Source organism: Kitasatospora sp. NPDC090308, assembly GCF_044769485.1.
Lineage (GTDB): Bacteria > Actinomycetota > Actinomycetes > Streptomycetales > Streptomycetaceae > Kitasatospora > Kitasatospora fiedleri.
In genome coordinates this window covers 217,494-232,008 of sequence record NZ_JBIVXY010000012.1, presented here as the reverse complement: position 1 = coordinate 232,008, position 14,515 = coordinate 217,494, and the positions used below count along the sequence as shown (strand labels likewise).

Sequence of the window (14,515 nt, the reverse complement as noted above, 5' to 3'; positions counted from 1 at the left end):
GGGAGGACGTCGGCGTACACGTCGTCGGCGGGGATGCCGATTTCGGTGGCGACGGTCTCGGCGACGGCTCGGTTGTCGCCGGTGAGCAGGACGGGTCGTAGGCCCAGGGCGCGTAGTCGGGTGACGGCTTCGGCGCTGGTGGGTTTGACGGCGTCGGCGATTTCCAGCACGGCGCGGGCCGCTCCGTCCCAGCCGACCGCGATGGCGGTCCGTCCGGCCCGCTCGGCCGCGGCCTTCGCCGCCGCCAGTCCGGCCGGCAGGGGCTGCGACCGGTCGGCCAGCAGCGCCTCGCGTCCGGCGATCACCGCGTGCCCCTCGACCAGGCCCTGCACGCCGAGGCCGGGGAGGTTCTCGAAGCCGTCGACGGCGGGCAGGTGGCCGAGGCGTTCCCGGGCGGCGGTGGCGATGGCGCGGGCGATGGGGTGTTCGGAGGCGTGTTCCAGGGCTCCGGCCAGTCGCAGTGCCTGGTCTTCGTCGGTGTCTTCGGTGGTGTGGAGGGCGAGGAGGGTCATGTGTCCGGTGGTGACGGTGCCGGTCTTGTCGAGGACGACGGTGTCGGCTTTGCGGGTGTTCTCCAGTACTTCGGGGCCTTTGATGAGGATGCCGAGTTGGGCGCCGCGTCCGGTGCCGACGAGGAGGGCGGTGGGGGTGGCCAGGCCCAGGGCGCAGGGGCAGGCGATGATCAGTACCGCGACGGCGGCGGTGAAGGCCTCGGTGGGGTTGTCGGAGGCCAGTAGCCAGCCGACCAGGGTGGCCAGTGCCAGGACGATCACCACCGGTACGAAGACGGCGGAGATCCGGTCGGCCAGGCGTTGGGCGGCGGCTTTGCCGTTCTGGGCGTCCTCGACGAGTTTGGCCATCCGGGCCAGTTGGGTGTCGGCGCCGATGCGGGTGGCTTCCACGACCAGTCGGCCGCCCGCGTTGACGGTGGCGCCGGTGACGGTGTCCCCGACGGTGACCTCGACGGGCACGGATTCGCCGGTGAGCATGGAGGCGTCCACGGCGGAGCTGCCCTCGACCACGGTGCCGTCGGTGGCGACCTTCTCGCCGGGGCGCACCACGAAGCGGTCCCCGACGGCGAGTTGCCCGACCTGGACGCGGACCTCCCGGCCGCCGCGCAGCACCGCCACGTCCTTCGCACCCAGCTCCAGCAGCGCCTTCAGCGCGGCGCCCGCGGTCCGCTTCGACCGGGCCTCGAAGTAGCGTCCGGCCAGGACGAACGCGGTGACGCCGGCCGCCGCCTCCAGGTAGATGTTCGACCCGCCGTCCGAGCGGGCGACGGTGAACTCGAAGCCGTGCCGCATCCCGGCCATGCCCGCGTCCCCGAGGAACAGCGCCCACAGCGACCACAGGAACGCGGCGCCGGTGCCGATCGAGACCAGGGTGTCCATGGTCGCCGCGCCGTGCCGGGCGTTGGTCCAGGCGGCCCGGTGGAACGGCCAGGCGGCGTACGTCACCACCGGCGCGGCCAGGGTCAGCGACAGCCACTGCCAGTCGTCGAACTGCCACGCGGGCACCATCGCCATCGCGATCACCGGCACCGCCAGCACGACGGCCGTGACCAACCGCTGCCGCAGCGGCGCCAGTTCGTCGGCCCGCTCACCGCCTCCGGCCGCCGCCGTCGGGGGCTCGGGGAGCGCGGCGGTGTAGCCGGTGGCCTCGACGGCGGCGATCAGGTCGGCGACCTCCACGGGCCCCGCGACGGTCACCCGGGCCTTCTCGGTCGCGTAGTTGACGCTGGCCCGCACGCCGTCCATCCGGTTGAGCTTCTTCTCGATCCGCGCGGCGCAGGACGCGCACGTCATCCCGCCGATGCGGAGTTCCACCTCGGTGGAGGCGGGTGCTGTCTGGGTGGTCATCAGGGCTCCTCGTGTTCTCTCCCGGCCGGAGCCGGGCTCCCGCGGCCGGTCGCTCAGACCCGGCCGGTCAGTTCGTAACCGGCCTCGTCGATCGCGGCGCCCACCGCCGCCTCGTCCGGTTCGCCGTCCCAGTCGACACTCACCACCCCACCCGCCACGTCGACCCGCACGCCCCGGACCCCCACCAGCGCGCCGACCGCCGCGCCGACGGCCCGCTCGCAGTGGCCGCAGCTCATCCCGGCGACGGTGAACACGGTGGTGACGGCGACCGGCGCGGTCGCGGTGGTCGAACAGGTGCCTTCGCTGGAGCAGCAGGACACGGAAACCTCCGGTGTGGTCCTCCGATACCCATGGGGGGTATCGGCTTCGTGCCCCAGTTATACCCCTGGGGGGTATCTAGAGCAAACATTGCTCCCGCAGCGGCCGGGTGCGGCCGATTCCCGGCCGTGGCCCGGCCGCTTCGGCGTAGCCTTCGTGCATGGCAGAGAGCAAGGCCGCGAAGGCCCCGCGGAAGAAGCCCGAGACGCACCTCGGGATGGTGCGCAGGGCCCGGAGGATCAACCGTGAGCTGGCGGAGCTGTACCCGTACGCGCACCCGGAGTTGGACTTCGACGGACCGTTCCAGTTGCTGGTGGCGACCGTGCTGTCGGCACAGACCACCGACCTGCGGGTGAACCAGACCACCCCGGCGCTGTTCGCGAAGTACCCGACGCCGGAGGACCTCGCGGCGGCGGTCCCCGAGGAGCTGGAGGAGATCGTCCGGCCGACGGGGTTCTTCCGGGCCAAGGCGAAGTCGCTGATCGGCCTGTCGATCGCGCTGCGCGACCGCTTCGACGGCGAGGTGCCGCGCGCGCTGGAGGACCTGGTCACGCTGCCGGGCGTGGGCCGCAAGACCGCCAACGTGGTGATCGGGAACGCGTTCGGCGGGGCCGGCATCACCGTCGACACCCACTTCGGGCGGCTGGCCCGCCGCTTCGGCTGGACGGCCGAGGAGGACCCGGAGAAGGTCGAGGCCGACGTGATGGCGATCTTCCCGAAGTCGGAGTGGACGATGCTCTCGCACCGGGTGGTGTTCCACGGCCGCCGGGTCTGCCACGCCCGCAAGCCCGCCTGCGGGGCGTGCCCGATCGCGCCGCTGTGCCCGTCGTACGGGATCGGGGAGACCGACCCGGAGCGGGCCCGCAAGCTGCTCAAGTACGAGCTGGCCGGTCAGCCCGGCCAGCGCCTGCGTCCCCCGGCGGACTTCCCGGGCGAGGCCGCGGCCCGCGCCGAGGTCGCCGCCGGCCACCCGCTGCCGGACACCGACCCCGAGGCCCGGCCGGCCGCGCGGGGGCGGGCATGACGGCGTTCCCGACCCCGCCCGCGCTGGTCCGCGACGGCCTGCCGGCCTGGCTGCTGCCGGTGCGGGAGGCCGCCGAGCGGGCGGCGCCCGAGCAGTTGAGCCGGTTCCTGCCGCCCGCCGAGGGCGGTCGCCCGTCGGCGGTGCTGATGCTGTTCGGCGAGGGCCCGGCCGGGCCGGACCTGCTGCTGATCGAGCGGGCCCGCAGCCTGCGCTCGCACGCCGGGCAGCCGTCCTTCCCGGGCGGCGCGCTGGACCCGGAGGACGGCGACCCGGCGGGCGGCGGCCCGCTCGCGGCGGCGCTGCGCGAGGCCGTCGAGGAGACCGGCCTGGACGCGTCGGGCGTGCAGCTGTTCGCCCGGCTGCCCGCGCTGTACATCCCGGTCAGCGGCTTCGTGGTGACGCCGGTGCTGGGATGGTGGCGGGAGGAGTCGCCGGTCGCCGTGGTCGACCCGGCGGAGACCGGCGCGGTGTTCCGGGTGCCGCTGGCCGAGCTGACCGACCCGGCGAACCGGGCCCGGCTGCGGCACCCGTCCGGCTTCACCGGGCCCGCCTTCCAGGTGGCCGGCCGCCTGGTGTGGGGGTTCACCGCGGGGGTGATCGACCGGGTGCTGCACTTCAGCGGCCTGGAGCGCCCCTGGGACACCCAGCGCACCGTGGAGCTCTCCGCCGAGGCCGTGGCGCTGTCCCGGCCGCGCCCCGACGCCTGAGGTCCCCCACCCGGGCGGCGCCCCTCAGCGCGGCAGCGGCGCCATGGTCGACACCGTGCCCCCGTCGTCCTCGTAGGAGTCCCAGTCGTTGGTCACCGAGCTCGCCGCCGACCCGATCACCCCGAGCACCAGGTAGATCACCAGCAGCGCCTTCGCGGCCCCGGTCAGCACCAGCGGCCGGGTCGCGGAGCGCACCGGCTCGGAGTCGGCCGGGTCGCCGAACACGGCCTTGGGGTAGGCCGCGGTGAGCATCATCAGGTACGCCTCGAACCACATCCGGTAGCGCAGCACCGCGGCGGTGGCCTCGAACAGCGCCCGCGGCATCCGCCCGAGCACCAGCACCACCAGCCAGCTGATGAAGGACACCGCCCACCAGCCGCTCTGCAGCAGCCCCTGGACGATCCCGGCGGGGATCGCCAGCAGCAGCCGGAAGAACACCGCGAGCCGGTTCAGCGGCCCGCCGGCCCGCAGTTCGATCCGGACCGGGTAGTCGGGGGCGTCGAACCGGAACGGCGGGTAGCGGTCGGTGATCAGCAGCGTCGAGGCGTAGACCCGGGTGTCGTACGCCAGGTACCCGCTCAGCCAGCCGACGGCGAACCGCGGCAGCCGCCCGGCGAACAGCGCGCCGAACCAGCCGATCACCACCACCACGAAGGCGACGATCGACAGCAGCCACAGCACCACGTACTGCGGGACCAGCAGCAGCAGGCGCAGCAGCACGGTGAGCCGGTTCTGCGCCCCGGGCGGCGGGATGTCCAGGGCGGGCTGGAACTCGGTGCGGTCCACGACCGGCACGTCCCACCTGGGTTGTTCCATGGTTCGGCTCCCTGTTCCCTGGTCGGCTGCGCGGAAGGTCGGATGGTCAGACGGTCCCAACCGTCCCGGCCGCGCTGCCCGCCGGACTGACCCGATCGGGCGACGGCCGGGGACCGGTGTCCCCCGCCCGGCGGGACGTGGGAGGGTATTCGGGTGAACGTCCTGGATCTGCTGTTGATCGCCGCCGCGCTCGGCTTCGCCGTCTCCGGCTATCGGCAGGGGTTCGTGGTCGGCGCGCTCTCGGTGCTGGGCTTCCTGGGCGGCGGACTGGTCGCCGTCCAGCTGCTTCCGCTGCTGCTGCGCCACCTCTCGCCGGGCACCACCGCCTCGGTGGTGGCCGTGGTGGTGGTGATCGTGCTGGCCGCGGTCGGGCAGGCGGTCACCACGCACTTCGGGTGGAAGCTGCGCGGCCGGATCGGCCGGGCCGAGGTGAAGACCCTGGACGCGGTCGGCGGCGCGCTGGTCAACGTGCTGTCCATGCTGCTGGTGGCCTGGCTGATCGGCTCGGCGCTGGCGGGCACCTCGCTGCCCACCGTCTCCAAGCAGGTCCGCAGTTCGAAGGTGCTGGGCACGGTGCAGCGGGCGCTGCCCAGCGACGCCCCGAACTGGTTCTCCGACCTCAGCCAGGACCTGGCCCGCAACGGCTTCCCGCAGGTGTTCAACCCGTTCGAGCAGGAGCCGATCACCGAGGTCGAGCCGCCCGACCCGGCGCTGGCCAACAGCCCGGGCGTGCTGCGGGCCAGGGGCTCGCTGGTGAAGGTGCTGGGCACCGCCACCTCCTGCGGCAAGACGCTGGAGGGCTCCGGTTTCGTGTTCGCCCCGCACCGGGTGATGACCAACGCCCACGTGGTGGGCGGCGTCGACGAGCCGACCGTGCAGATCGGCGGCGCCGGCCAGCTGTACGACGCGACGGTGGTCCGCTACGACTGGCAGCGCGACATCGCGGTGCTGGACGTCCCGAAGCTGAACGCCCCGCCGCTGTCCTTCGCGGGCGAGGCCCGCTCCAACGACTCGGCGATCGTCGCGGGCTTCCCCGAGAACGGCTCGTTCAACGTCCAGCCCGCCCGCATCCGCGGCCGGATCCAGGCCAACGGCCCGGACATCTACCACCGCGGCCAGGTTGTCCGGGACGTCTACTCGGTGCGCTCGCTGGTCCGCCAGGGCAACAGCGGCGGCCCGCTGCTCACCCCGGACGGCCAGGTGTACGGGGTGGTGTTCGCCAAGTCGCTGGACAGCTCCGACACCGGGTACGTGCTGACCGCCGCCGAGGTGAAGGACGACGTCACGCAGGGTGCCGCCGCCAGCGGAAAGGTCAGCACCGAGGGCTGCGCGCTGTGACCGCTCCGGGGCCGAAACCACTCTGACGGTCCGTCCGCCGCTCCTGGTAGCGTCGGCCCAGCTCACCCGATCGGTCCAATCCCGGGCCGCCTTGGACGGGAGCCCACGGGAGGTCGGACACACGTCATGATGGGTCACTCGCACGCGGTCAGCGGCGCCCTGCTGTTCGCGGCCACCGCGCCGTTCCTCCCGCCGGTGCTGAACATGCACCTCCAGCCGGCCGACGTGCTGATGGGCACCGTGCTGTGCGCGGGCGCGGCCCTCCTGCCGGACCTGGACCACCACGACGGCACCATCGCCAACTTCCTCGGCCCGATCTCCAAGCTGCTGTGCCGGATCGTCGCGCTGGTCTCGGGCGGCCACCGGCACGCCACCCACTCGCTGCTGTTCGTGGCGCTGATGGGCGGCGGCAGCTGGGCCGGGATCACCTACCTGGGCCGCAACTTCACCATCGGCCTGACGTTCTTCCTGCTCGCCATGGCGATCCAGTCGCTGCACCTGCACCCGCCGGGCGACGGCCCGCAGTCCTGGATCACCGTGATGGGCCTGGCCGCGCTCGGCACCTTCGGCATGCTCGAGTGGCTGCCCAGCGCCCCGGGCTGGCTGCCGTACGCGGTGGCCCTCGGCACGCTGGCGCACCTGCTCGGCGACTGCCTGACCAAGCAGGGCGCGCCGCTGCTGTGGCCGCACAAGGTGCGCTACGAGGTGGTGCTGATCAAGCGCACCGGCAACAAGGTGGAGACCAAGGTGCTCGTCCCGGTGATGACGCTGGCGACGTTCGCGCTGCTGCTCTGGTCGACCACCATCTCGCCGACCGTGCTGAGCTGAGCGCGCGGAACGGCCGGGGCCGGCCCGGAGGACCCCTCCGGGCCGGCCCCGGCCGTTCGCGGTGCTCGGGGCGGCTCACCCCTCCCGGCGGAGCCGGGCGCCGACCCAGCGGGCGCGCCGCCCGATGATCTTCGGAATGCCGAGCCGGTACCCCGCTCCGCGTGGCGTCCGCACGGCGGACTCGTAGGGCCACTCCGGCTGCGGGACGTGCTGTTGCGAGCTGCTGCTGCCACGGCGGCCTCGGCGCGGCTGGGCTTCTCGATCGGGCATCCAGGTCATACCGGAGGGATTCCCCTGGGCCGCCCGGAGTAACCGCCTCCGGGACCGCCGACTGGCCTATGCACTTGTCATATGAACGCCACCAACTGGGCCGGATCGGCGGCCGGTTGGGCCGCCGCCGCTCAGGCCCCGTCGTGCCGGCGGACCCACTCGATCAGCTCCGCGGTGAACTCCTCCGGGACCTCCTCGTGCGGGAAGTGCCCGACCCCCGGCAGCAGCCGCCACCGGTACGGCGCCGACACGTACTCGCCCGCCCCCAGCGCCGTCCGCGACAGCAGCACCGGGTCCGAGGCGCCCTGCACGTGCAGCACCGGCGCGGTGATCTGCTTCTTCATCCGGCGGGCGAACTGGATGCCGTCCGGCCGCGCCATCGACCGCATCAGCCAGCGGTACGGCTCGATCGAGCAGTGCGCGGTGCTCGGCACCTGGATCGCCCGGCGGTACGCCGCCACCGCCTCCGCGGGCAGCATGTTCGGTCCGGTCCAGTCCCGCAGGTACGCGCCGACCAGCGCCCCGTCGTCCGCGACCAGCCGGCGCTCCGGGATCCACGGCCGCTGGAAGCCCAGCACGTGCTCGAACGCGGCGATCTGCTTGCGGTCGGTCAGCAGCGCCCGGCGCAGGTGCCGCGGGTGCGCCGCCGAGACCACCGTCAGGCTGCGGATCACCGAGGGGCGCATCACCGCCGCCACCCAGGCCAGCGTGCCGCCGGTGGCGTGCCCCACCAGGTGCGCCTGCCGCTCGCCGAGCGAGCGGATCACGCCGGTGACGTCCAGGGCCAGGTTGCCGGGGTCGTAGCCGCGCGGGGTGCGGTCCGAGCCGCCCATGCCGCGCAGGTCCAGCGCGACCGCCCGGAAGCCCGCCGCGGCCAGCGCCGTCAGCTGGTGCCGCCACGCCCACCAGTACTCCGGCCAGCCGTGCACCAGCAGCACCAGCGGGCCCTCGCCGAGCTCGGCGATGTGGAAGCGCGCGCCGTTCGCCGCCACGTCCCGGTGCGTCCACGGCCCGGCCGAGCGCACGCTCCACGGCTCCCCGGGCACCGGCGGTACGGGAACGGGAGCGGACTCATCCACGGGCTTCTGGTCCAACGACATACCAGCAGCCTGTCACATCCGCACCCCTCGCACCCGCCCGGTGCCCACGCCCGCGCGCAACCGTTACCGGCCGGTGCTCACTGGATCCGGCCCAGCGCCCGGTCGATCTCCTCCTTGGTGGCCGGCCGGGGCTTGGCGTTCTTCAGCACCTCGGCGGTGGCCTGGGCGCCCGCGATGGTCCGCTCCGGCTTCCGGATCTTCTTGAAGTACCGGACCATCAGGAACGCCAGCAGCAGCGCGATCAGCACGTACGCCCCGCCGACGATGGCGAACGACCAGCCGGTGGTGATGCCCAGCGCCTGCAGGCCCCAGGCGAAGGCGAAGGAGAACATCGGGATCGAGGCCAGCGCGACCACGCCCGCCACCACGCCGGCCGCGGTGCCGATCCCGCCGCGCACCACGTCGGCCTTGATCTCCGCCTTGGCCAGCGCGATCTCGTCGTGCACCAGGCTGGACAGCTCGGCGCTGGCGTCGGCGAACAGCTCGCCGATCGTCCGCTCGCCCTCGTGCGGGGTGCGGCCGTTCGGGGGTGCGGCTCCTGCGGCCATCGGCGGTCTCCGTTCAACGGGCTGGTGGGGTGTCCTGAGCGAGCGTCACACACGGGTGTGTCAGCTCAGCATCATGCCCCTACCGGCGAGTCGGGCACCACTCCGGGTACCCGCCGGACGGCGTGTCACCCCTGCTGTTGGTACACATCGGGGATCCCGTCGCCGTCCTCGTCCCGGTCCTCGTCCGCGCACAGCTGCCGGTAGTACCGGTTGCGCCGCTTCAACAGCAGGGTGCCGACCACCGCGCAGACCAGCGAACCGACCAGCACGGCCTCCTTGCACAGCTCGGCCAGGTGCGGGTCGTCCGGGAAGGCCAGGTCGCTGATCAGCAGCGACACCGTGAAGCCGATGCCCGCGACGGTGGCCAGCGCGACCATGTCGGACCAGGTCAGCCGGGGGTTCAGGACGGCCCGGGTGTAGCGGGCGGCCAGCCAGGTGCCGCCGAAGACGCCCACCGACTTGCCGACCAGCAGGCCGATCACGATGCCCAGCGGCGCCGGCTGGGTGAACACCTCGCCCAGGACCTTCCCCGACACCGGCACGCCCGCCGCGAACAGCGCGAACACCGGCACCGCCAGCCCCGCCGACAGCGGCCGCACCAGGTGCTCGATCCGCTCGCCCGGCGACCGCTCCTCGCCCTCCTCGCGGTGGCAGCGCAGCAGCAGGCCCATCGCCACGCCCGCCACCGTCGCGTGCACCCCGCTCTCGTGCATCAGCGCCCAGATCACCACCGCCAGCGGCACGTACAGCCACCAGCCGCGCACCCCGCGCCGGTGCAGGAACCAGAACAGCACCAGGCCCGCCAGCGCCGCCCCCAGCGCCCAGAACTCGATCCCGGACGAGTAGAAGACCGCGATGATCAGGATCGCGATCAGGTCGTCCACCACCGCCAGGGTCAGCAGGAACGCCCGCAGCGCGGACGGCAGGTGACTGCCCACCACCGCCAGCACGCCCAGCGCGAAGGCGATGTCGGTGGCCGTCGGGATCGCCCAGCCCGCCGGGTGCCCGTTCGGCGCGGCCACGTTGACCACCGTGAACAGCAGCGCCGGCAGCAGCACCCCGGACGCCGCCGCCACCACCGGCAGCAGCGCCGCGCTCGGCGTGCGCAGCTCCCCGGCCACGAACTCGCGCTTCAGCTCGATGCCCGCCACGAAGAAGAAGACCGTCAGCAGCCCGTCCTGCGCCCACGCCTCCAGCGGCAGGTCCAGGTGCAGCGGCCCGCTCGGCCCGACGGTGTGCTCCAGCACCGCCTCGTACCCGTGCGGCCAGACGTTCGCCCAGACCAGCGCGCAGGCCGCGGCCACCAGCAGCAGCACGCCGCCGACCGTCTCGGTGCGCAGCGCGTCGGCGAGGTAGCGGCGTTCGGGCAGGGACAGCAGGCCGAGGAACGGACGGCGGTCGTCGGACGGGCCGGTCACGGCGGGGACCTCCTGAGGCGGCATGCGGACACACGGGTGGTGCAGTGCCGACCAGACTTCCCGGCGCGCCTCGGATCCTGACGTTTTCTTGACATCCTACGACGCGTGACAAGCGGGTCATCGGTTCGTCCCACTTTATGCCGGTCCGGCGGCGGCCCGCGGCGCACTGACCCGGATGGGTTCGGCCGGATGCGGACCACCCGCCGCGTTCCTAGGGTCGGGCGCAGAAGCGGGCCGCCGTCCGGGTGGCCCGCCCCGTCATGGAGGAGCCAATGCCCAGTCAGGAAGCCGAACCCATACCGGTGCAGGCCGTGGGTCCCCAAGCGAGAGGAGCCGTGGGCGCCGACACCGCCCAGCCTCCGTTAGCCGATCCGGACCTGGAACACCTGCTGCGCCCGCTGTTCGCCGCCGGCGCGCCCGAGGGCGGCATGGCCGTCGCGGTGATCCGCGGCACCGAGCGCACCGTCGCCTGCCGCGGCTACGCCGACCGGGCCGGCGAGCGCCCCGTCCGGGCCGACACCCGGTTCGAGCTCGGCTCGGTCACCAAGACCTTCACCGGCCTGCTGCTCGCCGACATGGTCGCCCGCGGCGAGGTCGGCTACGACGACCCGATCGACCGCTACCTGCCCGCCGAGGTGCTGCCCGGCTACCCGCACGAGCGCCCGATCACCCTGCTGCACCTGGCCACCCACACCTCCGGACTGCCCCGGCTGCCGGTCGGCCTGGCTCCCGCCGCGGTGCCCCGCTGGTTCACCAGCCCGTACGCCACGTTCAGCGCCGCCCACCTGCTGCGGGCGCTGCCCCGCACCCCGGTGCGCGGCACTCCCGGCACCCGGGTCCGCTACTCCAGCCTCGGCGCCGGGCTGCTCGGCCTGGTGCTGGAGCGGGCCGCCGGGCAGCGCTACCAGGAGCTGCTCACCGGGCGGGTCTGCGAACCGCTCGGCCTGCTCGACACCTCCTGCGGCACCGGCCGGGACGAGACCACCGGCTACCGGCGCGGCCGCTGGATCCCCTCGTTCAAGATCCCGGCGCTGCCCGGCGCGGCGGCCCTGCGCTCCACCGCCGACGACATGCTGCGCTACCTCCAGGCCCACCTGGCGGTGGACGCGGTGCCGATCCCCGAGCGGACCGGCGCGGCGGCGAGCCTGCGGACCGCGCTGCGCGAGGTGTGCCTGCCCCGGGTCTCCCGGCGCGGCTCCGGGCAGCGGATCTGCCTGAGCTGGCACCACCGCCCGGCCGAGGACGCCGAGGTGGTCTTCCACAACGGCTCCACCGGCCGCTGCACCGCCTTCGTCGGCTTCGACCGGGCCGCGCAGACCGGCCTGGTCGCCCTGGCCGGCCCGCTGGCCACCGGGCGCCGCCGGTTCGCGCAGACCGCGTACGACACGCTGCGGGCGCTGGCGGTCTGACCCCGGGGCCGACCGGCCCCGGTCGCCCGACGGGCCGGGCCCCGATCCGCACCGCGCGGATCGGGGCCCGGCCCGTCGGGGCGGTGGCGGATCAGCCCTCGGAGCCGGCGGCCGGCAGCTGGGACTGGATCAGGTTCATCACCGAGGAGTCGGCCAGCGTGGTGGTGTCGCCCACCTCGCGGCCCTCGGCGATGTCGCGCAGCAGTCGGCGCATGATCTTGCCGGAGCGGGTCTTGGGCAGCTCCGAGACCACCTTGATCTGCTTCGGCTTGGCGATCGGGCCGAGGGTGCGGCCGACGTGGTTGCGCAGGTCCGCGATCAGCTCCTCGCTGTCCGTCGCGGTGCCGCGCAGGATCACGAAGGCCACGATCGCCTGGCCGGTGGTGGCGTCGGTCGCGCCGACCACCGCGGACTCGGCCACCGCCGGGTGGCCGACCAGCGCCGACTCGACCTCGGTGGTGGAGATGTTGTGGCCGGAGACCAGCATCACGTCGTCCACCCGGCCGAGCAGCCAGATGTCGCCGTCCTCGTCCTTCTTGGCGCCGTCGCCGGCGAAGTAGCGACCCTCGAAGCGCGACCAGTAGGTGTCGACGTAGCGCTGGTCGTCGCCCCAGATGGTGCGCAGCATGGACGGCCACGGCTCGGTCAGCACCAGGTAGCCGCCGGAGCCGTCGGGCACCTCGCGGGCCTCGTCGTCCACCACGGTGGCGGCGATGCCGGGCAGGGCGCGCTGGGCGGAGCCCGGCTTGGTCTCGGTGACGCCCGGCAGCGGGCTGATCATGATCGCGCCGGTCTCGGTCTGCCACCAGGTGTCGACGATCGGGGTCCGGCCCGCGCCGATGTGCTCGCGGTACCAGACCCACGCCTCGGGGTTGATCGGCTCGCCGACCGAGCCCAGCACCCGCAGGCTGGACAGGTCGAACTGGGCGGGGATGTTGTCGCCCCACTTCATCCAGGTGCGGATCAGCGTCGGCGCGGTGTAGAGGATGGTCACGCCGTACTTCTGCACGATCTCGAACATCCGGCCCTGGTGCGGGGTGTCCGGGGTGCCCTCGTAGATCACCTGGGTGGCGCCGTTGGAGAGCGGGCCGTAGACGATGTACGAGTGGCCGGTGACCCAGCCGATGTCGGCGGTGCACCAGTAGACGTCGGTGGCCGGCTTGAGGTCGAAGACCGCGTTGTGGGTGAAGCTGGCCTGGGTGAGGTAGCCGCCCGAGGTGTGCAGGATGCCCTTGGGCTTCCCGGTGGTGCCCGAGGTGTACAGGATGAACAGCGGCTGCTCGGCGTCGTGCGCCTCGGGGGTGTGCTCGGTCGACTGGCCGTCGACCAGCTCGTGCCACCAGACGTCGCGGCCCTCGGTCCAGGCCACCTCCTCGCCGGTGCGGCGCACGACCAGGACGCTCTGCACGCCGTCGACCTTGGTCAGCGCCTCGTCGATGGCCGGCTTGAGCGCGGAGGGCTTGCCGCGGCGGTAGCCGCCGTCGGCGGTGATGACGACCTTGGCGTCGGCGTCCTTGATCCGGGAGGCCACCGCGTCGGCCGAGAAGCCGCCGAAGACCACCGAGTGCGCCGCGCCGATCCGGGCGCAGGCGAGCATCGCGACGACCGCCTCGGGGATCATCGGCAGGTAGACGGCGACCCGGTCGCCCTTGGCCACGCCGAGCTCCTGCAGGGCGTTCGCGGCGCGGGAGACCTCGTCCTTGAGCTGCGCGTAGGTGATGGCGCGGCTGTCGCCGGGCTCGCCCTCGAAGTGGATGGCGACCCGGTCGCCGTGGCCGGCCTCGACGTGGCGGTCCACGCAGTTGTACGCGACGTTCAGCTTGCCGTCGGCGAACCACTTGGCGAACGGCGGGTTCGACCAGTCCAGGGTCTCGGTGGGCTCGACCGCCCAGCTCAGCCGGCGGGCCTGCTCGGCCCAGAAGGCCAGCCGGTCCTCGGAGGCCTGGGCGTAGGCGTCGGCGGTGACGTTGGCGGAGGCGGCGAGCTCCGCGGGCGGGGCGAAACGCCGCTCCTCCTTGAGCAGATTGGCCAGGCTCTCGTTGCTCAACGCGCACTCCTCATCGAGTCTCAAATGCCGGGGAACCCCGTGCGGAGGGATTGTCCCGTGTGTCCCAGCGCACAGCTCACCAGGCCGACAGCTCCGTTGACAAGTGCTGCCGGGAAATTGGTGTAGACCTTTGACCGGATCGGGACTCCGCCCCAGGTGGGCACGGCCCCGGCGCTTCCGCCGGCCCCCACCACGTTTTCCCGCCCCTCGCGCCGGTCAATCCCGCACAGTGCCTTGACGCCCCCGCCGACCGGCCCTCCACTGAGAGTGCTCACTCCATCACCCTGAGCAACCATGATGGAGGTACCACCATGACCGTCACCCCACCCCTCCCCGGCGACTTCGCGGTCGTCCGGATGGACGGCGCCATCGGCCGTCTGATCCGGATCGGCCAGTTCCTCAACGGCGACGGATTCGCCGACTACGAGCACGCCTTCGTCTACCTCGGCGACGACCGCCTGCTGGAGGCCCAGCCCGGCGGGGCGCGGCTCGAACCGCTCTCCGGCTACGACGGCGTCCCCGCGCGCTGGTCCACCGGCCGGATACCGCTCACCGACGGCCAGCGCGCCGCGATCACCGCGGCCGCCCACTCCTACCTCGGCACCCCCTACAGCTTCGCCGACTACCTCGCCCTCGCCGCCGCCCGCCTGCACCTCCCGGCGGGCCCCTCGCTGCGGCGCTTCGTCGCCACCACCCGGCACATGATCTGCTCCCAACTCGTCGACCAGTGCTACCAGGACGCCGGCGTGCACCTCTTCACCGACCACCGCTGGCCGGGCTACGTGACCCCGGCCGACCTGGCCCGGCTGCTGCGGTGACACCGGGGCCCGCGG

At 73.3% G+C, this 14,515-nt stretch carries 13 protein-coding genes; 6 read left to right on the top strand and 7 right to left on the bottom strand.

What is annotated here, in order from left to right; all coding sequences use genetic code 11:
- A partial coding sequence (locus tag ACIQVD_RS25540) for a heavy metal translocating P-type ATPase (RefSeq protein ID WP_402291810.1) occupies positions 1-1,859 on the bottom strand: 1,859 nt, incomplete at its 3' end.
- A 53-nt stretch (positions 1,860-1,912) separates the two neighbouring features.
- The gene (locus ACIQVD_RS25535) at positions 1,913-2,179 is read right to left on the bottom strand and encodes a heavy-metal-associated domain-containing protein (protein ID WP_282206182.1); all 267 of its coding nucleotides are present in this window, start codon (positions 2,177-2,179) and stop codon (positions 1,913-1,915) included.
- Positions 2,180-2,337: 158 nt separating this feature from the next.
- Here ACIQVD_RS25535 and nth point away from each other — a divergent pair, with 158 nt between their 5' ends.
- Entirely contained in the window at positions 2,338-3,201 is an 864-nt protein-coding gene (nth, locus tag ACIQVD_RS25530; protein ID WP_400683739.1) for an endonuclease III, read from the top strand.
- Positions 3,198-3,908 carry an NUDIX hydrolase gene (locus tag ACIQVD_RS25525; protein ID WP_400683742.1) on the top strand — a complete coding sequence of 237 codons (711 nt, stop codon included), beginning with the start codon at positions 3,198-3,200 and terminating at the stop codon, positions 3,906-3,908. The genes nth and ACIQVD_RS25525 overlap by 4 nt, the downstream gene beginning before the upstream one ends.
- Before the next feature lie 24 nt (positions 3,909-3,932).
- Here ACIQVD_RS25525 and ACIQVD_RS25520 read toward each other — a convergent pair whose 3' ends face one another.
- Positions 3,933-4,724, bottom strand: a complete 792-nt coding sequence (locus tag ACIQVD_RS25520) for a DUF4389 domain-containing protein (protein ID WP_402291809.1) — start codon at positions 4,722-4,724, stop codon at positions 3,933-3,935.
- 153 nt (positions 4,725-4,877) lie between these two features.
- Between ACIQVD_RS25520 and ACIQVD_RS25515 the strand changes: the two genes are divergently transcribed.
- Both ACIQVD_RS25515 and ACIQVD_RS25510 read left to right on the top strand, forming a co-directional pair.
- Complete coding sequence (locus tag ACIQVD_RS25515; RefSeq protein ID WP_400683748.1) at positions 4,878-6,062, top strand: MarP family serine protease; 1,185 nt, start codon at positions 4,878-4,880, stop codon at positions 6,060-6,062.
- Positions 6,063-6,191: 129 nt separating this feature from the next.
- Positions 6,192-6,890, top strand: coding sequence for a metal-dependent hydrolase (locus ACIQVD_RS25510; protein ID WP_402291808.1), 699 nt, complete (start codon positions 6,192-6,194; stop codon positions 6,888-6,890).
- 401 nt (positions 6,891-7,291) lie between these two features.
- Here ACIQVD_RS25510 and ACIQVD_RS25505 read toward each other — a convergent pair whose 3' ends face one another.
- The 3 genes from ACIQVD_RS25505 to nhaA form a co-directional block, all read right to left on the bottom strand.
- Positions 7,292-8,260: an alpha/beta fold hydrolase gene (locus tag ACIQVD_RS25505; RefSeq protein WP_400683754.1), complete on the bottom strand. Its 969-nt coding sequence runs from the start codon at positions 8,258-8,260 to the stop codon at positions 7,292-7,294.
- A gap of 77 nt (positions 8,261-8,337) precedes the next feature.
- On the bottom strand, positions 8,338-8,808 hold the full coding sequence (locus ACIQVD_RS25500; protein ID WP_100837527.1) for a phage holin family protein: 471 nt from the start codon (positions 8,806-8,808) through the stop codon (positions 8,338-8,340).
- 125 nt (positions 8,809-8,933) lie between these two features.
- Positions 8,934-10,226: a Na+/H+ antiporter NhaA gene (gene nhaA, locus ACIQVD_RS25495; protein WP_100837528.1), complete on the bottom strand. Its 1,293-nt coding sequence runs from the start codon at positions 10,224-10,226 to the stop codon at positions 8,934-8,936.
- Positions 10,227-10,561: 335 nt separating this feature from the next.
- On the opposite strand from nhaA, the gene ACIQVD_RS25490 reads away from it, so the two are divergent.
- A complete protein-coding gene (locus tag ACIQVD_RS25490; protein WP_158585401.1) occupies positions 10,562-11,635 on the top strand; it encodes a serine hydrolase in 1,074 nt (357 codons plus the stop codon).
- Positions 11,636-11,726: 91 nt separating this feature from the next.
- Here the strand turns inward: ACIQVD_RS25490 and acs are convergent, their stop codons facing one another.
- On the bottom strand, positions 11,727-13,682 hold the full coding sequence (acs, locus tag ACIQVD_RS25485) for an acetate--CoA ligase (RefSeq protein ID WP_402291807.1): 1,956 nt from the start codon (positions 13,680-13,682) through the stop codon (positions 11,727-11,729).
- Positions 13,683-13,993: 311 nt separating this feature from the next.
- Between acs and ACIQVD_RS25480 the strand changes: the two genes are divergently transcribed.
- Complete coding sequence (locus ACIQVD_RS25480; RefSeq protein ID WP_402291806.1) at positions 13,994-14,500, top strand: hypothetical protein; 507 nt, start codon at positions 13,994-13,996, stop codon at positions 14,498-14,500.
- The last annotated feature ends 15 nt before the right edge of the window (positions 14,501-14,515 follow it).

Coding starts and splice junctions, on each gene's coding strand:
- nth (WP_400683739.1), top strand. CDS start 2,338: ATGGCAGAGAGCAAGGCCGCGAAGGCCCCGCGGAAGAAGCCCGAGACG.
- ACIQVD_RS25525 (WP_400683742.1), top strand. CDS start 3,198: ATGACGGCGTTCCCGACCCCGCCCGCGCTGGTCCGCGACGGCCTGCCG.
- ACIQVD_RS25520 (WP_402291809.1), bottom strand. CDS start 4,724: ATGGAACAACCCAGGTGGGACGTGCCGGTCGTGGACCGCACCGAGTTC.
- ACIQVD_RS25510 (WP_402291808.1), top strand. CDS start 6,192: ATGGGTCACTCGCACGCGGTCAGCGGCGCCCTGCTGTTCGCGGCCACC.
- ACIQVD_RS25505 (WP_400683754.1), bottom strand. CDS start 8,260: ATGTCGTTGGACCAGAAGCCCGTGGATGAGTCCGCTCCCGTTCCCGTA.
- ACIQVD_RS25500 (WP_100837527.1), bottom strand. CDS start 8,808: ATGGCCGCAGGAGCCGCACCCCCGAACGGCCGCACCCCGCACGAGGGC.
- ACIQVD_RS25480 (WP_402291806.1), top strand. CDS start 13,994: ATGACCGTCACCCCACCCCTCCCCGGCGACTTCGCGGTCGTCCGGATG.